The 22195-nt window shown below is 45.9% G+C and carries 16 protein-coding genes and 1 pseudogene; all 17 read left to right on the top strand.

Features of this window, described 5'->3' with window-relative positions; translation table 11 throughout:
- The first annotated feature begins 173 nt into the window (after nucleotides 1-173).
- The 17 genes and pseudogenes from AC3WRW_RS19265 to AC3WRW_RS19185 all read left to right on the top strand — a co-directional run bounded on the left by AC3WRW_RS19265 (nucleotide 174) and on the right by AC3WRW_RS19185 (nucleotide 22187).
- The gene (locus AC3WRW_RS19265; protein ID WP_492547922.1) at nucleotides 174-1439 is read left to right on the top strand and encodes a class I SAM-dependent methyltransferase; all 1266 of its coding nucleotides are present in this window, start codon (nucleotides 174-176) and stop codon (nucleotides 1437-1439) included.
- 3 nt (nucleotides 1440-1442) lie between these two features.
- Nucleotides 1443-4028 (top strand): metallophosphoesterase, encoded by a 2586-nt coding sequence (locus AC3WRW_RS19260; protein WP_492547921.1) that lies wholly within the window; start codon nucleotides 1443-1445, stop codon nucleotides 4026-4028.
- Between the two features lie 149 nt (nucleotides 4029-4177).
- Nucleotides 4178-4528, top strand: a complete 351-nt coding sequence (locus AC3WRW_RS19255) for a DUF805 domain-containing protein (RefSeq protein ID WP_492547920.1) — start codon at nucleotides 4178-4180, stop codon at nucleotides 4526-4528.
- 176 nt (nucleotides 4529-4704) lie between these two features.
- On the top strand, nucleotides 4705-6090 hold the full coding sequence (locus AC3WRW_RS19250; RefSeq protein WP_492547919.1) for a spore germination protein: 1386 nt from the start codon (nucleotides 4705-4707) through the stop codon (nucleotides 6088-6090).
- A 27-nt stretch (nucleotides 6091-6117) separates the two neighbouring features.
- Nucleotides 6118-7224, top strand: coding sequence for a GerAB/ArcD/ProY family transporter (locus AC3WRW_RS19245; protein ID WP_492547918.1), 1107 nt, complete (start codon nucleotides 6118-6120; stop codon nucleotides 7222-7224).
- A complete protein-coding gene (locus AC3WRW_RS19240) occupies nucleotides 7221-8312 on the top strand; it encodes a Ger(x)C family spore germination protein (RefSeq protein ID WP_492547917.1) in 1092 nt (363 codons plus the stop codon). Before AC3WRW_RS19245 ends, AC3WRW_RS19240 begins: the two co-directional genes overlap by 4 nt.
- A gap of 135 nt (nucleotides 8313-8447) precedes the next feature.
- Nucleotides 8448-9317: an NAD-dependent epimerase/dehydratase family protein gene (locus tag AC3WRW_RS19235; RefSeq protein WP_492547916.1), complete on the top strand. Its 870-nt coding sequence runs from the start codon at nucleotides 8448-8450 to the stop codon at nucleotides 9315-9317.
- Between the two features lie 101 nt (nucleotides 9318-9418).
- Nucleotides 9419-9622 (top strand): annotated as a pseudogene (locus AC3WRW_RS19230) (cell filamentation protein Fic); the annotation flags it as partial.
- A 53-nt stretch (nucleotides 9623-9675) separates the two neighbouring features.
- Entirely contained in the window at nucleotides 9676-10056 is a 381-nt protein-coding gene (locus AC3WRW_RS19225; RefSeq protein ID WP_492547915.1) for an iron chaperone, read from the top strand.
- A gap of 113 nt (nucleotides 10057-10169) precedes the next feature.
- Nucleotides 10170-10364 carry a type II toxin-antitoxin system VapC family toxin gene (locus AC3WRW_RS19220; RefSeq protein WP_492547956.1) on the top strand — a complete coding sequence of 65 codons (195 nt, stop codon included), beginning with the start codon at nucleotides 10170-10172 and terminating at the stop codon, nucleotides 10362-10364.
- 119 nt (nucleotides 10365-10483) lie between these two features.
- The gene (locus AC3WRW_RS19215) at nucleotides 10484-12916 is read left to right on the top strand and encodes a TOTE conflict system archaeo-eukaryotic primase domain-containing protein (RefSeq protein WP_492547914.1); all 2433 of its coding nucleotides are present in this window, start codon (nucleotides 10484-10486) and stop codon (nucleotides 12914-12916) included.
- A 42-nt stretch (nucleotides 12917-12958) separates the two neighbouring features.
- Complete coding sequence (locus AC3WRW_RS19210; protein ID WP_492547913.1) at nucleotides 12959-13516, top strand: DUF6155 family protein; 558 nt, start codon at nucleotides 12959-12961, stop codon at nucleotides 13514-13516.
- 418 nt (nucleotides 13517-13934) lie between these two features.
- On the top strand, nucleotides 13935-15056 hold the full coding sequence (locus AC3WRW_RS19205; protein ID WP_492547912.1) for an O-antigen ligase family protein: 1122 nt from the start codon (nucleotides 13935-13937) through the stop codon (nucleotides 15054-15056).
- An 80-nt stretch (nucleotides 15057-15136) separates the two neighbouring features.
- Entirely contained in the window at nucleotides 15137-19303 is a 4167-nt protein-coding gene (locus AC3WRW_RS19200) for an S-layer homology domain-containing protein (protein ID WP_492547911.1), read from the top strand.
- Nucleotides 19304-19447: 144 nt separating this feature from the next.
- Nucleotides 19448-20131: an ethanolamine utilization microcompartment protein EutL gene (eutL, locus tag AC3WRW_RS19195; RefSeq protein ID WP_492547955.1), complete on the top strand. Its 684-nt coding sequence runs from the start codon at nucleotides 19448-19450 to the stop codon at nucleotides 20129-20131.
- Between the two features lie 17 nt (nucleotides 20132-20148).
- The gene (locus tag AC3WRW_RS19190) at nucleotides 20149-20664 is read left to right on the top strand and encodes a BMC domain-containing protein (protein ID WP_492547910.1); all 516 of its coding nucleotides are present in this window, start codon (nucleotides 20149-20151) and stop codon (nucleotides 20662-20664) included.
- A complete protein-coding gene (locus AC3WRW_RS19185) occupies nucleotides 20661-22187 on the top strand; it encodes an acetaldehyde dehydrogenase (acetylating) (protein WP_492547909.1) in 1527 nt (508 codons plus the stop codon). The genes AC3WRW_RS19190 and AC3WRW_RS19185 overlap by 4 nt, the downstream gene beginning before the upstream one ends.
- Nucleotides 22188-22195 lie beyond the last annotated feature (8 nt).

Genomic DNA, 22195 nt, shown 5'->3' with positions numbered 1-22195 from the left:
AGTGTGGATAACTGTATATATCAATCATCTCTCATCGGCTCATCTGGTATTTGCGCGCTCGGATTGAACTAGTCATTTCGGCTAGTTTCTCTGTGTAAGCTGTATTTGCCTGGTCATGGACTCTTGGGTCCATGGCCTTTTTTTATACTTTGATATCCAAGGGGAAGATAATGATGGCTATTGTCCAAGTAAGATCGACCAACCCGCAGCTTTCTTTTATCATCAAAAAGAATCCGGAATCCGGCGCACTGCTCCGATCCATTCGGAAGGGAATGGCATATGGCTGGTACACGGACGCCTCCACATTCAATGTGTATTTCAAGGATGCGGATAATGAAATCTCTTACAAACAGAACGAGCAAGAGACTTTTGAATATCTTAATGTGTCTCGCTATAACACGCCTTTATTTCCGTTAAATGCGATTAACGAGTTTTTCTCGGCACCGCTTAAGGCACAGGACGAACGGGATGCAGAAGGGTATGAGCATACGTTTTATATCAATATGATTCATATTGAAATGGTGCGGTATGTGGAATTTTTCCAAAAGTACTTAAAAGACTTTACGTTTGAAATCGTGCACCAAGCTCACAAAAGCTACTCGCTTACGATTACAACGAGGCGAAGCTTCTATCACCTGATGCATGCCGTGAGTGTGCTGTGCTTGTTTTTAGCCATGTTCGGCAATGAATACATCGATATTTCGGATAGCATTTTGGATAAATATATCAAGAGTATCAATGTGATCGACGCGCCGTTTTATATTCGCAGCTTGTTTGTCCGTCATTTTCTATCTTCGAAAGATCGCTTCAAAAATTATAAAAATAAGCTGGAGAATTCGAGCCGGTACGATATTCGTTTTGACTATGGGGGGACGGGGCTGCAGCGGAGGAACTATATTGCGCGCGCGCTCCCTTTTAACAAGTCCATCCTAGACGTTGGTTGTGGGGAAGGGTTCTATGCGATTCCTTTCTCGGCGAAGATTGAAGACAGCTATTATGCGATTGATATTAATGAGGAACTGCTCGAAACGGTTGCCCGGAAAGCCAAATCCAAAGAGATCGACAACATTGTCCCGTTCAGCTCCATTGATCGTTTCTTGGAGGCCTATAACGGTGAGCAGGTCGATATTATTTTGACGGAAGTTATTGAACATATGAGCGAGGATGAGGCCAAGGAGCTGATTCGGCACATCTGTGAGCAGGTTGATTTTGACAATTTTATTATTACGACGCCTAACTCTGATTTTAATGTGTTCTATGAACTGCCAGGATTCCGGCATGAGGATCATAAATGGGAGATGGGGCAATCAGCGTTCCAACAGTGGTTGATGGATGTCATTCGTGAAACTAACCTTGACTATGAATTCGTGTCCATCGGGGACGGGGTCAATCACATTCAGACAACGCAAGGCGTTATTCTTAAGAAAAGGGGGGCGTAGGAGATGGAGATTCAAACGAAAGTTCATACGATTTTCATGTTGATCGGGTCGACCGAGTGCGGGAAAACGACTTTTGCTAAGGAAGTGCTGATTCCTGGATTGAAGTTCACAGATGAGTCTAAGAATGTAAAAGCAAACGTGCAGTATTTATCTTCCGACAGCCTCCGCCAAGAGGTTCTGGGCTATGACTACGATAAGTATGATCAAGTGATGCTGGAGGCGAGCGAGCAGGCGTTTCATCTGTTGTTTGAGAAGCTGAAGATGGCGACATCGTTCCCTATCAATGCGGAATTCGTGGTTGTGGATACGACAGGACTGGCCGAGGAATTCCGAGCCAAGGTTCGTGAGATTGCGCAAGCCAACAACTACAACTTGGAAGTTATTCTGTTTGATTACCGCAAGCGCGAAGATTACTACGCCTCGGACCGCTCGAAAAAGCTGATTACTAACCATATTAATCGATTGAGAAAAGAAGTGCTGGGTTCGCTCTCCCGGGAGGGGTACTCCCAGATTCATAAAATCCGTTATAAGGATTTTTACTCGGCGACTGAGGGTGGGGCGAACCCTGCCTACCAAGTGGTTATTGAGGATCAAGAGGAGTACCTTTCGACGATTCTTCCGCAAAACATGAAGTATATTGTCATTGGCGATATCCATGAGTGTGTGGATGAACTTAAAGCACTTCTTATGGGCCATGGTTATAAAATCGAGGGCAACAAGCTAGTCGCTACAGATAAAGTGCGGAATACGAAAGTCATCTCTGCAGGAGACTGGATAGATAAGGGGAAGAAAACGAAAGAAATCGTTGAGTTTCTGCACGATAATCAGGAGCATTTCTTGTTCGTCATGGGGAATCACGAGAATTTTGTTTATAAGTTCATGCGGGGAGATATCAGCGGGGTCGATCAAGAACTGCTTCATACCTATTTCGATTCAACACAAGTACTTTCGCAGGATGCGGAGCTTCTTGAGAAGTTTAATGAGCTGGTAGCGCTCGCTAAGCCGTTTTATCGATTAAATGGCTTGAATAGTCCTTCCTTTTACGTGACACATGCTCCGTGCAAAAATAAATACATCGGCAAACTGGATGCGAACTCGGTTCGTCATCAGCGGAATTTCCGCATCGATCGGAGTGCGCCATTGGAAGAGCAGCTTGCTTTTCTTCGGAATGAAGCGGTGAAAAATCATCCGTATCACATTTTTGGCCACGTTGCGGCTAAGAATGCATTCCGAATCAAGAATAAGATCCATATCGACACAGGCAGCGCGCATGGTCATATGTTGACTTCCGTTAGTATTTTATATAAGCCATTCATGAAATCACAGAAGTCCGAGCAGGCCGTGATAACGGATGAGCTGCAGATTTTGTTCCACGAAGAGAGAAAAGTGTCGCTGCAAGATCTGGACGAGGATGAGATTCGCAGACTGCATTACGTGTCCCGGAATAAGGTTAACTTCATCTCAGGGACGATGTCTCCGGCTGATAAGGATGAGGCTGCGCAGGACTTGGAGTCTTTGCGTCGCGGCTTGGATTATTTTGTGGAGCGGGGCGTTTCAAAGGTTGTTCTGCAGCCGAAGTATATGGGTTCACGCTGCAATATTTACTTGAATAAGGAGATAGATCAGTGCTTTGCGGTCAGTCGTAATGGTTATCGCATCAACCAGGTCGATTTGACGGCAATCTATGAGAAGCTGCAGCATAAGTTTGGTGGTTACATGGAAGAGAATCTGATCGCGATGCTCGTTCTGGACGGTGAGCTGCTGCCGTGGAAAGCGATCGGTGACGGACTGATTCAGAGGCAGTTTAAGCCGATCGAGAAAGCTTTGGAGAATGAGCTGGCTTTTCTGCAGCAAAATGGCTTTGAGCAAGCATTGGGCAAGTTAACTGCCGATTATCGGGCAAGCGGGTTTGAAAAGGACCAGTACAACATGCCCAAGACAGCGCTAAGCGACAAATATGGAGCGCACATCTATCAAAACTATAAGAATATCCATGACATTCTGAGTTCGTATGTTCCAGTGGAGCAGCATGTTCAAGCGTACAAAACTTACAAAAAACAACTTGAAATCTATGCGGAAGACGGGGAGCTTGCCTACAAGTCTTTTGCTTTGTTGAAAATCGTTTATGAAAATGGCAAGGAATCCATCCCGGATTGGAAGACTTCGGAGGTGTACAGCTTTTTGTCGGAGGATGAGTTTCTACTGCTAGACCTTGCCGATTCAGATTGCTATGACAAGGCTGAGCGTTACTTTGCCAGACTAACTGTGGATAACCATATGGAAGGCGTCGTGATCAAGCCTGAAGTCCTCCAAGCCAATGCGGTACCCTATATGAAGGTTCGAAATAAGGATTATTTGTCGATCATCTACGGCTATGACTACCGTTTCCCGCACAAATACAAGAAGCTGATGAAACAAAAGAATATAAATCCTAAGCTTCGAACCTCAATGAATGAATATCGTCTGGGGAACCGGATGCTTTCGATCAGGTTTGACGAGATCACACCGGACAATGACAAGTATAAGGAAGTTGTTGCCAATCTGTTGTTTGAGGTTGCCGGGGAAAGGGAGATGGATCCTCGGTTGTAGGTTGAGCTGCAGCTGGATAAATGTCGAACTTTATCAAATCTTTGTAGAGACTTATGCGATTTTTTATCGACATTCAACCAAGATTCTGTAAAATGAAGACGACAAGAGTTTTGCATAGGTTTTTGTGAATGATGAAGGAGGACTAGCAAATGGGTTGGTATTTAAAGGTGTTGAAAGATTACGTAGGATTTTCAGGAAGAGCACGGCGCAAGGAGTATTGGATGTTTGTGCTCTTCAATGCGATAGTTGCAATCATACTTGCGATTTTGGAGTACATGCTAGGGTTGAGATCCGTTTTAACCGGCATCTATTCTTTGGTTGTCTTGTTGCCATCGCTAGCTGTTTCATTTCGGAGACTCCATGATACGGGAAGAAGTGCCTGGTGGATTTTGATTGGTTTAATCCCAGTGGTCGGCAGTATTGTTCTTCTCGTATTTGACTGCTTGGACAGTGAGCCTGGCGACAACCAATATGGTCCAAATCCCAAGCAATTCGAATAAGCAGACGAAGCATTTGGTCTGACATCACAGCAGCAAATAACAAACCCCATCCTAAACCAGGTGGGGTTTGTTTGGCATTCGCTTATCCAGAAAGATAAGGTGTTGTTCATGACATGATATTGCAGGACTTGGACAAAATAATACTGGACTACCATATTTAGGTTTACTGGGAGGTCATGACCACGTCTGATATTCTTACTTCCGTCTATGGTTTAAATGAACAACAAGAAGATACTCTGCCTTTATTTGAACGTTTAAATGAGGCTTTTGCAGATTCGACCGATTATACGACGATGTTGATCGGAACGGAGCATGCTGCCGAATTGCATTTATGTTTTATTTCGTCTTTATGCTCCCCGCAAAAGTTGGAATTTCTGCTCGGGACTAATGTCGACGGAGATTTGTCTGCGCGGCTTGAGCGTTACAGTGGGACTGGCTTTGGCGATGGTACGTTCAGAAAATGCGAGCAAGCGATCTGCCACGGTTCAGCCGTTATATGCAAAGGAAGGTCAGCTTCCGGACTCATTCTGAATTTGTCGGCAAGTCAGCATCGATCGGTCGAGTCGCCGATCACTGAAAATGTCCTGCAAGGCCCGATGAACGCATTCAACGAAAGCCTCGACGTCAATACGGCGCTAATTAGGCAGCAAATTCGTTCTTCGCAATTAAAACTTTGGGAAACGATCATCGGCACGGCCAGCCTCACCCGAGTTGCGGTGTATTCTTATTCGGATACCGTGGATCCCAATCTGTTGTCGCAGCTTAAAGAAAGGCTGGAGAAGATCCAAACGGATGGCATTCAGGACAGCGCACAATTGCTGCGACTGCTAATGTCCAGGAAAAAAATGCTGCTGTTCCCAATGGCCGTCTCCACGGAGCGACCCGATCGTGTATCGGCAGCTCTTCTGAGAGGCAAAGTCATCATTATGATAGACGGCTCTCCGTTCGCTTTGATTGTACCTACCGTATACACAGATTTTTGGCATTCTCCCGAGGATAACTACGTGAATCCGTACGTTACCTACTTTCTCCTTACGCTGCGCTTTCTGGCTATGCTCATTAATTTGTTTCTTCCGGCTATGTATGTGGCGCTCACCTCGGTCAATGTCGATGTGAACCGCCTGGAGATTAGTCTTGCCGCTGCGGCGAGCCGTGAGGGTGTCCCTTATCCAGTTTATGTAGAGACGCTTCTAATGCTAATTACGATCGATTTCATAACAGAGGCTGGCGTAAGGCTGCCTAAGACCATTAGTTCGACCGTTACGATGGTCGGCGGTGTTGTCCTAGGGCAAGCGATCATCCAAGCCAATATTGTCAGCCATCTGCTTGTCATTGTTGTGGCGGCTACGGCCATCACCAACTTTATCGTTGTTGATTACCAGATGGGACTCGTACAGAGAATTCTAAAGTACTTCGTCGTGATTGGAGCTACTATAGCCGGACTCCTGGGTATCGTATTCTGCTTCGCGTGCCTGGTTATCTATCTCAGCTGTCTCGAATCGTTCGGCGCTCCATACCTCACATCGTTGTGGCCCAAGAAGAGAAGGTTGGGGCCGTCCTAGCCATAATTTCGAGAAAGGAGCCTTTTCATGAAAAATGCTTCCGCCATTAATGGCTATGAAATGTTTGTGATTCAAATGCTATTCTCAGGCGCCGCGGCCGGCTTCATCAATCCGACTTTCCTGATTCGCAGTACGGCCGGGGCCTACTGGATCCCGATCGCCGTATGGATCGCAGGCGCTCTGCTCAGCTCTTGGCTTTACAGCAGAATGCTGGCCAGGCTGGAAGATAACAAGCTGATCGCTGTCATACGATCGTCGCTAGGCACCATTTGGGCGAGCGTTCTTTGTCTGCCCGCATTATTTTTTCTGTTCGGAGCGCTCATCGTGATGTTGAGGGCTTATTCGGAAATTATTACGATGACGATGCTGCCCACCACGCCGATATCGTTTCTGAACGGAATGCTCCTTGCTCCTGCCGCGCTCGCTTTGGCCGGAATGATGCCTATTGTGCGGGCAGCGAGAGTTTTCTTCCTGTTAGCGATAACGTGCACATTGGCGCTGTTGACTCTCGGTTTTAGTGATATTAACTGGACTTTAGGAACACCATGGCTTCGAACGAACGGGGATTTTCTCCTCGACAAGCACTTTTATGCCGGATCGTTTGTGTGGATGGGGTTTGCGATTACGTCATTGATCGGTTCTTATAAGAGGCAGTCAGCAAAGCGCGCTTGGAAAAGCTACGTGATTGCGCTCTTTTGTGCACTTCCCATGATTGCAGGCTATGTTTATTTGCCGATTATGACTTTTGGCAGGGAATTAAGCCAGCGTTTGACCTTTCCTTTCGTTTCTAAAATGGATTCCATCTACCATTATTGGGTCGTATTTGAGAATATGACCGCTATTTTTGTCTCCGTGACCATGCTCTATGTCCTGCTCATTATGGCTCTGCAGCTGCATGCCCTGGGAGAAACGATCAAATCTCTAATGCCGCGAGCGAACACTGGCCTGATTTACGTTATTATCTTCATCGTCGTTTATGCAGTGGCCACATACCTGCCTTCTTGGAGAGCGGTTGAACAAATTGTATTATTTACGGTTGGCATCCGTCTGTATATGATGTTCCTTTTTCCTTTGCTCGGTATGGCTGTCTTGGTTTTTGCTCAACGCCGGGGTGGAAAGGGGAAGGGGATATGAGGAGAACACACCGTATATGGAAGTTAACCGTCGTGTGCTTCCTAACGATGACAATGGGATCCGGATGCTGGGATTCCAAAGACATTGATAATCGCCTTATGGTCGGCGTGATAGGGCTGGAGAAAGCGCCGGAGTCTGCCCTTCGTGTATGGTTCCGATTTCCTCTTCCCAAGGCATCGAAGGAAACGTCGAAGGAAGATTTCTTTACGATGAGTCAGAAAGGGTTTACCGTTCCCGATGCGATGAACAAGTTAAGATACAAGCTTCCCAAAGCCCTGGAAACTTCTTCTACTCGTGCGCTGCTGCTGGATGAATCGTTGACCAAATCGGGGCTTATTCCTTATTTGGAATTCGCAATCAGGGAGCGCTCCGTTCCCCTAGATGCCGTTGTTGCCGTGGTCAGGGGCAATATGGAACGGATTTTCAGCAGTCCCAACCCGACGGGGGAACTTTCTGGCATTTATACCAAGCTGTTTTTCGAGCCTTATGCCGGAGGCATCCCTAGAAAAAACAAAACGAAACTGTGGGAAGTCTACGCTAAATTATATAATCCGCTTCATGCCAATCTGATCCCTGTACTAGTCGAAGGAGAGAAAAACTCATTCGGCTTTAGCGGCAATGCGATTATTGTCAACGGTAAGATGGTTGGGGAAATAGACAAGGATGAGTCGCTTATGTACGAAATTTTCACGCACCGGTTTCATGATTCTGAGGTCGAGTTGATGAGCAAATCGGATGTAAGGATTGTACATAATCATACCCGGGTAGCTACCTCGCTTGAAAGTGGGAAGCCAATCATCAAAATCGATTGTTCGCTAGTTACGGTCTTAATCGATAGTTCCCGTCAGCGGAAACAGAATGTATCAGACATTATTGCCGAGCTGGAGGCCAACTTGAACGATCATGCCAAATCGATGTTCGAGAAGACCCAGCGGGTAGGAGCTGACGTCTTCGGCTTCGGAAATCGCTTTCGGAATCGTCTGCAGCCTTCGGAATACGAACATTGGAGTGAAATGTTCAAGACTGCGGAAATTAGTTATAACTTCCATATTGAAATGAGAAACACAGGCTTGGAGTTTCTCGACTGAAGGGTGGCCTAGCCCTACTTACGCCAACGTTACTAACTGACAACTTTTTCAGTTCTTATGCGGCTTCTGCATTCCCTGTATAATAAGCAGGGAGTACAAACAGCGGTATGTGCCAATAAGGAGGATTTAAGTTTGATGGAGAAAAAACGAATCATTGTAACTGGCGGCAGCGGCAAAGCGGGACAGTGGATTTTAAAACATTTTGTCGAAAATAATTATGATGTCATTAATTTGGACGTGAAAGCTCCGGAGGAGCCGATTTGCCGGACGATCATTACGGATCTCAATGACTTGGGGCAGGTGCATAATGCCTTGTCGCCGTTTAGCACCGGGAATCGGCGCGAAGTGGCCGGTATTGTGCATTTTGCCGCAATTCCTCAGGCGTATACGCACACGAATGATGTGTGCTTCCGCAATAATGTGATGAGTACTTACAATATTTTGGAAGCGGCTGCGAACTTGGGCATCGGGAAAGTCGTGATTGCTTCGAGCGAGTCGTCTTATGGCATTTGTTTTGCCAGCGAGTTCTTCGAGCCTCAGTATATTCCGATCGACGAAGAGCACCCGCAGCTGCCGGAAGACAGCTATGGCTTGTCCAAGGTCGTGAACGAAGTAACCGCGCAGGCGTTCAACCGGCGTACGGGGATGCAGGTGGTTAGCTTCCGCTTAGGCAATATCCTTGTTCCCGAGAGCTATGCGCAGCTGAAAGCCAACTTCGATGATACGGATGCCCGTTTGCGCATTCTGTGGTCTTATATCGATGCAAGGGACGTTGCTTCGGCTTGCCTCAAAGCCATTGAAGCGGACGGGCTTGGCGCGGAGGCGTTGATCATCGCTGCGGATGACAGCTCGTCGAATCGGTTAACCCGGGATTTGGTGGAGAAATACCTCCCCGGCGTTAAAGATATTCGCTCCCCGCTCGAGGGAAGAACGTCGCTGATTTCCAACGCGAAAGCGAAGAGATTATTAGGCTGGGAGCCTCAATATAAGCTGATGGAGCAGTAATAGAAAAGCGGCTAATCCTTTAGGGGGTTGGCTGCTTTTTTCGGTTATGGGGAGGGGGAGCTGTGATATAATGGTAATAATAGTGATGAGGGAGGGGCTATATGAACTTCGATAACATAGATCGATTGAAAAAAGAATTAGATGAACTCAGACCTCTACCCGCGGCTGCTTCGAAAAATTTGGATGATGTTTACCGAATCGAGTGGACGTATAACTCCAATGCAATTGAGGGTAATACACTTACTCTCTTGGAAACAAAGCTTGTTCTTGAAGAAGGATTAGCCATCGGTGGTAAAAAGCTGCAGTTTGCACAGATACATTAGTGTGGTCAAGTAACGTATCCGCGGGAGGAGAATCCATGAAAGAAAAAATCACATACACATCCATCGATGAGTACATCTCAGCATGTTCGCCGGAGGTTCAGGAAATACTCCAAACGCTAAGAGCCGTAATCAAAGAGTCCGCGCCGGATGCTAAGGAAAAGATCAGTTATGCGATGCCTACTTTTGAACTTCATGGGAATCTGGTGCACTTTGCGGCTTTCAAGAATCATATCGGATTTTATCCTGCACCGGACGGGATTCATGAATTCCAAGATGAAGTGGCAGAGTATCATTCGTCGAAAGGCACTTTACAATTTCCTTTGGGAAAACCGATGCCTTATGAATTAATCAGCAGGATTGTGAAGTATAGGGTTGGTCGGAATTTGGAGAAGGCGAAGCGCGGGGGGAAGAAGTGATTGAAGCAGCCGGGACGCTTTCCCCTGAGAGAGGAAGGGAACTATTGGAAGAGGTAAACAGATCGCGTGAGGAATGGGATTAATGAGTATCCAACAAGCCTCAAGAGAGATGTATTGAGGTTACTTCTGAGAATGCCAAGCTAGCTGGAACTTTACGTAGGGATCAAAAGAACAAAGGAAGAAAGCTCAAGACCCCGGACGCTATAATTATTGCAACCGCTATGGCTAACGAACTAACTCTAATATCAAGAGATGCTGATATGAACTTTGTCCATAATGAACTGAGAATCCCTCTGATAAAAATATAGCTTCTACAAATACCGTCTATTCACTCTACTGTGAATTGAACGGTTTTTTGTTGTTGTCGTAATTTTTAATGAATTCTTTATGATAAACTAGACTTACAAACGTTCTAAATGGAGGAAGTATGACGAGTCTGGAAAGAAAACTCGATCTTGCCCTGAAAGAGATAGAGCAGTTAAAACAAGAGAATCTTCAGTTAAGACAAAGACTATTTGATATGACAAAAGAAAATTCTACACTAGCTTTTGTCTCTCCTCCTGTGGAAGTGATCAATGAGGCTGTCATCAAGTTTGAAGCCGAAAAAGGATCTATCCACAATTACTCTTCTCCAAAGGATAAGATTGATGTATTTCGCAGCTTATTTCGTGGTCGTGAAGATGTGTACCCGAACAGATGGCAAAGTAAAGCAGGGAAGTCGGGATATTCGCCGGCGTGTAAAAACGAATGGTCTTTTGTATGTAAAAAGCCTCAAATTAAATGCACAGATTGCTCGCATAGAGAATTTATTCCGATTACGAATGAAATCATATCTGATCATCTTGATGCAAAGATTAACCATACGATCGGGATCTATCCCATGCTCCAAGACGAGACTTGTTGGTTTGTGGCCATCGATTTTGATAAACGAAACTGGAAACAGGATGCGGCTGATGTCATGGAGACATGCATGAAGCTGCAAGTACCTGCTGCATTGGAGCGATCTCGTTCAGGAGACGGAGGGCATGTATGGATATTTTTTGATCAGCCTATTGAGGCTAGCTTGGCTCGGAAATTAGGGTGTGCTCTTTTAACCAGAACGATGGAGAGTAGAAATGAGCTTGGACTGGATTCTTACGATCGTTTATTTCCTAATCAAGATACGCTTCCAAAAGGAGGTTTTGGAAATCTAATCGCCCTTCCCTTACAAGGAGCTCCTCGTAAAGAGGGGAACAGCGTTTTCGTAGACGAGAATTTAATTCCATATGAGGATCAGTGGAGTTTTTTGTCAGGGTTAAGAAAAATGACGTTGTCACAGGTTGAAAGCAAAGTTCATGAAATAACAAGGACTTCAAATGTTCTGAATGTCGGGATTTGGGACGAGGAAATAGACGAGGATAGACCATGGGATAAACAGCAAATTGTTTTTGATGAAGTTAAAGTTGATAGGTTAGTACCATCGAAGGTGCATATTACTCTGTCTAATATGATTTATATCGAGAAAAAAGGCTTGTCCGCACAGATGATCAACCAAATAATTCGGCTTGCCTCCTTTCCAAATCCTGATTTCTATAAAACTCAAGCGATGCGTTTATCTACGTACGGGAAGCCTCGCGTCATAGGTTGTGCAGAGGATTTTGGTAAGTATGTCGCACTCCCTAGAGGTTGTCTGAATCTGCTTTCCAATTTATTTGAAAAGTATGGTGCGGAATTAACCATTTTAGATGAGAGAAACAAGGGAGTGGAGGTTGACGTTAACTTTACCGGGAAGCTTTCTATTTTGCAGGATGCAGCGGCTAGATCGATTTTAGCCCATGATACAGGAATTTTATCAGCGACGACCGCATTCGGAAAAACGGTGGTGGCAGCTTCCATTATCGCCTCTAGAAAAGTAAACACACTAGTGCTGGTGCATCGCCGTGAATTGATGGATCAATGGAAGGAACGATTAAGTACTTTTCTAAATTTGGATGCAAAAGAGATCGGTGTTATCGGTGGCGGTAAGGAGAAACGTACGGGTGTTATTGATATTGCCGTTATTCAAAGTTTGAATCATAAGGGCCAGATTAAGGATTATTTAACAGAGTATGGACAGGTAATCGTTGATGAATGTCATCATGTATCAGCTTTCAGCTTTGAGCAGGTTTTGAAAAAAGCAAATGCAAAGTATGTTGTAGGCCTAACGGCAACGCCAACTCGGCAAGATGGACAACAGCCAATTGTACTTATGCATTGCGGTCCTATTCGGACTAGAATTGATGCGAAGTCTCAAGCTTTCGTACGGGGGTTTGAACACAAAGTAATACCAAGGTACACATCTTTTCAGCTACCCTCTTTGCAAGCAGTCCCATCGATTCAGACTATCTACCAATTGTTGGTTGAGGATGAGAAGAGAAATGAATTAATATTTGACGATCTTTTACACTGTTTGGATCAAGGAAGGTCGCCAATCCTTCTCGCAGAGCGAACTGCACATGTTGCGTACTTTGAGAAAAAACTGGAAAAGTTCGCGAAAAACGTAATCGTACTACGCGGCGGAATGGGCAAAAAACAGCGCGAGGAGCTTCGTCAACGGATAGCTAGCATTCCTGATTCGGAAGAGCGAGTCTTTATCGCTACGGGGAAATTAATTGGAGAAGGATTCGATGATGCAAGGCTGGATACGTTATTTCTAGTTCATCCGATCTCGTGGAAAGGGAGCTTGCAGCAGTACGCCGGAAGATTGCACCGATCGCATGCGAACAAACAAGACGTGCAGATATACGACTATGTTGATATCCAGGTGCCGCTTCTTATGGGCATGTACAGGAAGAGGGTAAAAGGGTATCGGGCTATGGGATATAGCGGCATGGAGTTGTAGAAGTATCAGATTTCCAAACAAATGAAGGGATAGTGATTGTTCATGACCAAGCTAACAATACCTCAGCTTAAGAAAGAACTAAAATCTTATGGAGCGGATACCTTAATCTCGATTATTGTTGATAATTATAAATCCAATCCGGATGTCAAAAAGTACATTCATATGCTGCTGGATCCGGAAAGTACGGAGAATCAATTGTTCGATGAAGCAAAAAAGAAGATTTTGCACCAGTTCTATCCTGAGCGAGGGGAAGCAAAATTGAAATTAGCAGAAGCGAAGAAGGCGATTGCAGAATTTGATAAACTATGTAATAACGAAGTCAAAACAATTGAATTGATGATCTACTATGTGGAATTAGGTGTTGAATTAGCGAACGAATATGGTGATATGTATGAATCATTTTATTATAGCATGGAATCCACTTACGCCAATGCACTTCAAAAAATTAGAGCAAATGACGACAACGGATTGTATTTCAGATTTCGAGACAGATTACTAGGAATTGTTAAGGGTACAGATGGAATGGGCTGGGGGTTTCATGATCAGCTATGTGATATATATTATGGATTTGCTGCTGATTATGAGGATGAAAATGAATAACAAGAATTAAACGGAGGTCAACACTATTCACAAATTTACCTATATCATCATTATCCTCTTTTTTGGAATTGGCATCCTCAAACAAGGATATCTATACGAGTTGAATTATTTATTCGCCAATATTTTTCTTGGCGTTTCATTTCTGATCTGCAGCCTTACGCTAAAACAAGTGCGCTTGCACCTAGTACATCTATTTTTGTTTCTAATCATTCTAGGTTACTGGTCAAGTGTGTTTATCGCGGTAGATACGGAAAAAGCCATTTTAGAGGCCATCAAAATAACCGCCTTGCTTCCATTTTCTATTCTATTTTCTACCCTCGCTAAAGAGCAGATGATGAAAGTATTCCGATGGCTTCCCTATATGGGGGGATTCCTCGCCGTCGTTGGCATTGTTTTTCAAATGAACAGGCAAGACCGGTTGGAATCGACCATAGGCTATGCGAATGCACTAGCTATTTTTTTGTTGATTTCTTTACTAATAACGCTCTTGTTTTATGTAAGGAAAGCTAGTAAAAGTGATTTTACCCTTATGATTATTCAAGCGACAGGACTCATGCTTACTTATTCCAGAGCGGTTTGGGTACTATGGTTATTGTCTCTGATTGCATTAGTTATGTTTCAAGAGTTTCGCAAACGGGGCATTTGGCTGCAAATCGTGTGGGTTCATCTTATTAGTTTTATCGTGACAGCTCTATTAAAGAAAGACATTCTCTTTTTTTGGTCAAGGCTTAAAACGATTCAGCCAGAAACCTCTGAGTTTCGAATGAGACTTGTTTATTGGAAAGACAGTCTGTCTATGATTGCCGACAATTGGTGGTTAGGAACCGGCGGTGGCGGGTGGAGTGTGCTGCAATCCAAGTATCAATCCGAGGCGTATTTTGTTCGTTTTGTCCACAATCATTATCTTCAATTAGCATTGGATATCGGTGTATTCGGATGCTTGCTGTTTATCTTCACTGTTCTGTATTTTTATTATAAAAGTTTTATTCTTATTAAGTCTTTGAAAGCAACTGAGGCAAACTCATCTCTCTTATGGATAAAGGGCATTTTGCTTGTGGGCACTGTGCTGCTGCTGCATGCAGGTTTTGACTTTGATTTTAGTTTCCTGTTACTGTTCGCTATTCTATTGATTCTTATTGAGTACGTTATAGGGGAGAGTCCAGGCAGAGTTGTGATCGTGTTCCAACCCGGCATATTAACAAAATCAATCGTATCCATTTCTTTGGCAGCAATGTTAGCTTTCACAAGCTGGGTGATGGTAGGGAAGTTCATTCAGGTGAGAGGTCAAAACAACGTTGCTATCGGGGAACTGCAAACGGCAATGAAAGATTTTTCCATGGTGCAAAAAATGACACCTTGGGCAGCTTCGTCTTATTACGAGATGGCCAAAGGATATGTCTTGCTGGGAAATAAAACGAATGATCGCAATGATTATCTGAATGCAAAGAATCAAATTGAACATGCTGTACATCTTGTACCCAGCGAAGAGCTGTATCTTGCGCTATCTGAGGATATAAAAAGATATTTCCGAAAGGAATAATATGGAACAGATGCTTATATCTTTTGTGATATAATAATTTTGTCTAATTATCTCATAAAAGGTAGAGGTGGTTCGAAAGTATGAAGTCTTGGAAAAATATTTTCCAAAAGATTGGTTTAGCTTTAGTTGTAATATTTATTTTCCAAATCGTTTTACCCACTGCCTCATATGCTTTCCAAGGTTTTTTTATGTACACAGCGGATGATGGGAAATTAAGAGGTTACGTTTATGTAAAGGATCCAACGAAGGTATCTGTAGGCATAACGAATAAGGGATCCGTAACAACCATTACTTATGATGGTGTTAAGGTAAAAGAGTCATACATAGACAGCCCGTACTTCCCGTATGATGACATGAATCAAAGGTTGAAAAATGTGAATTTTTATCAAGTGGGCTATACCTCCAGCACCGCTCCTAGTAAAATTGTAGCTTCTGATGGTGAAACTACGCAAGAGTTCGCCAAGGCGATAGATTCTAACGGGAATGTTCGTTATTTCGGTGGGAACTCTAGACTTGGCTATTATCGTTTTCCAGGTGAACAATACATATCAACTTTTAGAGCTAATACCAAGATTCCTCCCAACAGTACTCTTGTGAGCTTTACTCCCGCAGCTAGCGATTCAAATGCCATTCAGCTTCGTCTTCCAAGTGCTAATAATATAGCACCAATTAATTTTATACAGATTGCAGTTTCAGACTTTGTTTTGCGGGATGTCACCGCTGGCGCAGATCTGATTTTAACCAATCTGAACAGAGTGAGAGGATATGAACAGCTTGCACAATATCCTATGAGTTATTTGAATAGTGTTATTACCTTAGAAGCCTCTCAAACACTACTAAAGGATCATAAGTATGAGTTGAGATTATCTTCATCAAGTAACGGTAATGAAATTAAACTGCCTGAACAGGGAACCTATTCTTTTGATATTGTACTTGGTAGTGTAAAGGGGCAATTTAACGATCAAGGCGGAGTTGACTACTATTTTGAAGGTCATGCCGGATCTTATTTTGACAATGTGCAAATTTGGACTGATTCTCCACAGTTAAAGATGAGTCCTGATATCATGTCTGTCGGACAAACCAAAGACTTGAGAGTACTTAATCAGCTCGCGGATGGAACCACTATGGAAGTTACGGATTACGAGATTGTATCGGTAACTTACTCAGATCCAGGGCTTAAAGCACTCACTTTTGATAGCGCGACTAAAAGAGTTACAGCCCTTAATCCAGGTTCAGCAACTTTTCGAATAAAACATAACGGAGAGCTTTTTAATAGTACGATTACGGTTATGGCTGTCATAACTGGTGGTGGCGGTAGCGCCGGTTTCTTCTGGTACCTTCTGGAAGATCAAGATCCAATTCGTGGCCAAATTCATCCTAAAGTGTCTTGGATGACATCTTTAGACCCAAACTATTCCGGCTATACGCTAACCTTTTCTGATATTAATGGCACAACAATAGGACAAGCTAGAAACGTTTCGAAGCAGGAAGTAACAGACACTGGATACAAAGTCGATATTCCGAGCAGTTCATTGCCAGCAGGTGCTGTATATATTGATTTGTACCCTAAAGATTTAGAAGGTCATACAGGTTCAGAGATGTACCGTATGCAAATTTTCGACAACACAACGAATAGTCCAGTTCATACAGGAGGCAATTCAGCGATTCCGGCTCCAGTTTTCCAGGATATGAAATTTGAAGATCAAGATACAAGACTTTGGAGCTTAGGTGGGTCTATTTCTTGGTATGATGCATCGACGAGCGCTTCTCCGGCCACGTCTTACAGTGTATATTTTGTGGATGCAAATAATTCAAAGTTGAAACCCATAGCGGAAATACCTCGAAATAATTATAAACGTCCGTATCAGCCTATTGATTTGCCAAGTTATGAAATTACATTTCCAAATGGCCTTACTATGCCAGCCGGAGCGCAAAGAATCGGCATTTTTGGCAAGAACGCTCAAGGGGAAAGCACAAAGGGCGTTTACTTTGGATTCTGGGATCGAATCGCAGGCACTTTAGGAAATGATTACTTTGAAGACGCCGATAATCGCGCTGGTCACATAAACGGTACCTTGCGTTGGACACCGATGCTGAATGAAGCGAATATTAAAGGCTATGAGGTGCAATTCGTTGGAGCACAATCTGAACCCATTGGAACTAGCTTTGCGCAGATTGAAAAAGGAAAGCAGCAATATAGCGTATCTATGCAAGGTAATCAAATTCCAGCGGATGCCAAGGCTGTTGCACTTAGTGCGGTAAATGCAGATGGCCAAAAATTGCTGGTGGGGCTATACAGTATCTCAGATAATATTTCAGGAGAAGCGGTTAGTACTTTAGCTGTCGATCAGCAACTGCCAAAGGTACAACTGATTATTTTTACGGATTTAGATGGAAAAGCCGGAGAAATTGGAGGGAACTTTTATTTCCACGCTGGTTATGATGCATCGTATTTCTTGATTACTCGCTATGATGTTTATTTTGCTAATGATCAATTGCAGAAGCTCGAGCCCATCATTAGCTTGTCAAAGAATAATTATGGATCCTATTCAACAAGTATTCCTATGAACACTAAGGTACCGAAAGGTGCAACCAAGCTTGCTATCTATGGGGTTACAGCAATTGGGGAGAGTATGCCGTCAACGATCGATATCAATGATCGAATCTACAGCCCGTCGTTGCTGCCTAGCCAGATCAATATCACAAACAATAAATCCGATACGGCAGATACCATCACCATTACGGGACTCCAGGCCAATGATACGGTAAGTGTATACCGTGATGCTGATACGCTGAATGCCTTCTTAGTTGGTTCAGTGGGAAGCAATGCGACTTCGATTACCTTCAGTGTGCCTCAACTAGGAACAGAAGCGGGGAGCTTGTATTTTGCTCTTCAACGCAACGGCGGAATCCCAAGCCTTAAAGTACAGAAAGCCTACGACAAAGAGCCTGCTGCCGGAGGAGGCGGAGGCGGAGGCGGAGGTGGCCCAATGGGGCCTGCTGCGTCATTCAAATGGGACATCGTCAATCAAAACGGCACCATCCGCATTATATCCAGCATCGAACCGGATCAAATGAAGAAGCTGGCGGAAGAGCAAGCCAAAGCAAGTAAACGTGAAATTTCGATCGACTTAAAGACCAATGCGGAAGGCTACGACTTCCAACTCAATGCCGATTCGATTAACGCCGTGCAAGACAAGCAGGCCGATGCAATCTTGGTTGTAAATACGACAGTAGGTACGGCAAAAATTCCTTTTGCTGTGCTGCAAGAGGCACTGAAAGCAAACGGTGGAACGGATAAGATGAGTCTGAAGGTCAGTATTAACGGGCTGTCAACGGCAAACCAACAAGAGCTGGAGAGAACGATTGCTTCGAACGGGGGAACAAGTGTAGGAAAAGCACTTTCCTATGAGCTCTCTCTTATGGACAATAATAAAACCGTTGCTACTATCGATTCATTTTCCGAATTTGTAGGGCACATGATCCTTTTGCCAAAAGATTTCAAATTAAATCCAGGCGAGAAGCTGAACGGAGCCGTATGGGATCCTAAAACCAAAACGCTGATTTCCGTCCCGCTAACCCTTACATTGGACAAAGACGGTAAACCGGCATATGCCACACTGTGGAGAAAAGGAAATTCCATTTATACCGTATTTAAATCGCAAAAACAGTTTGCAGATGTGAAAGATGACTATTTTGCCAAAGCGGATATTGAATCTTTAGCGGCGAGCAACGTCATTCAAGGCTTCGAGGACGGCTCTTTCCGTGCCGATGCGAGTGTGACTCGTGCGGAGTTTGCAACTCTATTAGTCAGAGGCTTGGGCTTGAAGCCAACTAGCGGCGCCTATAAAGGGTTTTCGGATGTGAACGCGGAAGATTGGTTTAGTCAAACCGTAAATACGGCAGTGAGCTCTGGTCTCCTCAGTGGTTATGAAGATGGAACATTCCGTCCGGCGCAGAGCATTACGCATCAAGAAGCAATTACAATGATCAGTAATGCACTGAAATTTATTAATGCGTCGACGAAGTTGGACGAGTCGGAGCGTGCACGATATTTACTGCGCATGAGCGAATTATCCCTTTCAGTGGATGAATGGGCAGTAGATTCGACAGCTTTGGCTTTGAAAAGCAACATTTTAAATGCAAGCAACGGATTCTCTTTCGAAAAGGATGCCGCTGCAACTCGCGGAGAAACCGCCTTGTTGATCAATAAACTGCTTCAAAATGCAGCTTGGCCAGCGAACTAACATATTTGTCTCATCACCCGCATATCCATTAACAAAAGCATAAAACAGGCAAAGGTGCCTCAGGTCCAAGAACGTCGAGCGTTCTACGAGCCGGGGCACCTTTTTGCTTTCCAGCGAGGCGAAGAGGGGAAGGGAGTGAGACTAGTGAGCCTAGAGGGCATAGAGCACCCAAACGAAAGACCGATACGCGCCGTCCCGCTCGCCGTCCGGATAATCCCGAACGTCGACGCCGGGCTCGCGCAGCAGTTGGAGTTGAAGCCCCGCATCCGCAGCCTCGGCCTCCTAACCTCATCCATCGACGATGTAGGTTACACGGCAATCGATGAAGCAACGAAGAAGGCAGCGGTGGAGGTGGTGTATGCCCGCTCGTTTTATGCGGGCTCGGGGCATGCGTCGGGACCGCTGTCCGGCGAGTTCATCGGCATCATCGGCGGCGCCTCGCCGGATGAGGTGCGAAGCGGGCTGGATGCCGCCATCCAAGTGATGGAGACAGGCTCCTGCTTCTACGCGCTTAATGCGGAGGCAACGCATGCGTACTATGCACATGTGATTTCACGCACGGGCTCGTATCTCTCCAAAGAAGCGGAAATCGAAGAGGGCGAGCCGCTGGCCTATGTAATTGCTCCGCCGCTGGAAGCCGTTTACGGACTGGATGCTGCACTGAAGGCTGCCGATGTGCGCCTGTGCAAATTCTACGGCCCGCCGACGGAGACGAATTTTGCGGGAGGATTGCTGACAGGCAGTCAATCGGCTTGTACGGCGGCGGCAGAGGCGTTTGCGGAAGCCGTTCGAAGCATCGCAGGAGATCCGAAGAGAATAGGCTATTAAGAGGCGGGTGTCCCGTAATGAAGGAACCAAAGTTATCCTTAGGCATGATTGAGACCTATGGTTTGCCGGCATTGATAGCGGCCGCCGACGCTGCAGCGAAAACGGCGGATGTGAAGGTCACGATGTACGAGAAGGCAGATGCGGGCATCGTAACGGTTTATATATGGGGCGATGTGGCAGCGGTCAAAGCGGCGGTGGATGCGGGGGCAGCGCAAGCGGCAAGGGTGGGCAAGCTGCTGGGCACACAGGTGATTCCGCGTCCTGACCCTTCGGTTTATACAATGCTGCAGGGTGTTGCACAGAAGGAGCAGCCCCAAGCATCTGATTCTGCACCGGAAGCGCCGAAACAGAAAGCTCCTCCTGCAACGGCGGCAGCGCACTGGAGCACAATGACGGTAGCCAAGCTCCGGGAGCTCGCTTACAGCACGCCAAAGTTCCCGCTTTCCGGCCGTGATATCCAGTTGGTCAGCAAGACAGAATTGGTCAGGCTGTTCACGGAGCTGGCTGCCAAAGGAGGAGAGCCGCCGACATGAGTCTCGACAGTGATTTATTGGCGATCCAGGAGGTTCGCAACTATCTTCACGAAGCGAAGGCCGCACAACGGCTTCTGGAAAAAATGACCCAGCCGCAAATCGACGCGATCGTCACTGCGATGGCGCAAGCGGCAGAACAAGAAGCGGAGCGGCTGGGCGCGATGGCCGTGGAAGAGACGGGCTTCGGGAAGGCTGCCGACAAGAAGGCGAAAAATTTATTCGTCGCACGAGACATCTACACGGCAATAAAGGACATGCAGACGGTCGGCATCATCAGTAAAGACGAGGCCAGACAGGTATGGGAAATCGCCCAGCCCGTCGGCACCATCGCGGCGATTATTCCTTCCACGAACCCGACCTCAACCGTCCTTTTCAAATGCCTGATCGCGCTGAAAGCCCGCAACGCGATCGTGATCTCCCCGCATCCTTCGGCGCTGCGCTGCTCGCAGGAGTCGGCTGCTGTGATGCGGGCGGCGGCAGAGGGAGCGGGTGCTCCGCCCGGGCTCATTCACTGCCTCTCGCATCCGTCTTTGGAGGCGAGCGGAGAGCTGATGCGGCACAAATGGACGGATCTCATCTTGGCAACGGGCGGAACGGCGATGGTGAAGGCCGCCTACAGCTCCGGCAAACCCGCCTACGGCGTCGGGCCCGGCAATGTGCCGGTGTACGTCCACCGCAGTGCGGATATTCCGCGGGCGGTGAGCCGCATTGTGCAAAGCAAAACATTTGACTACGGCACGATCTGCGCTTCCGAGCAAGCGCTTGTTGTGGATCAAGCGGTCAAACCGGCCCTAATCGAAGAATTAAAACGGCAGGGCGCCTATTTCCTAAATAGGCAAGAGAAGCAAAAGATCGCTTCCATCCTCATCGCTGGCAAAGGGATGAATCCGCAGGTCGTCGGCCGCTCTCCGCAGGCTATCGCAAGCAAGGCTGGCATCGACGTACCGGAAGAGGCTCGAATACTCATCGCCGAAGAGTCGGAGGTCGGGCACGAGCACCCTTTTTCCATGGAGAAGCTTTGCCCTGTGCTTGCCCTGTATACGGTGAACGACTGGCAGGAGGGCTGCCATAGGTGCATCCAGCTGCTGACACTCGGGGGACTCGGCCATACGCTCGGCATACATGCCGAAGATCTAACCGTCATTGAAGCGTTCGGACTGGAAAAGCCGGCATCGCGCATTGTCGTTAACACAGGAACAACGTTCGGCGGCATCGGTGCCACGACGGGAATATTCCCCTCCATGACACTCGGCTGCGGAACCTTTGGCAATAACATCACATCGGACAACATCGGGCCTCAGCATTTGCTGAACATGAAGCGGGTTGCTTTTGGCATCAAGGAGATGCCTAGGGAAGAGGAATCTGTAACCGATTCCAATCCTGGCCGAGTCGCAGGCAAAGTGGCGGACAGCTTGATCAGCACCAATATCAGCACCAATATCAGCACCAATCCCCTCGGCATTACGCGCGAGGAAGTTGCGCAGATTATCAGGAATGTCCTTTCCGAGCTGCAACTGAAATAACCCAAGGA

The sequence above is a fragment of the Paenibacillus sp. FW126-R14 genome, from assembly GCF_058789495.1.
Note: the sequence above shows the minus strand (reverse complement) of the source record. Positions and strands in the feature narration are given on the sequence as shown.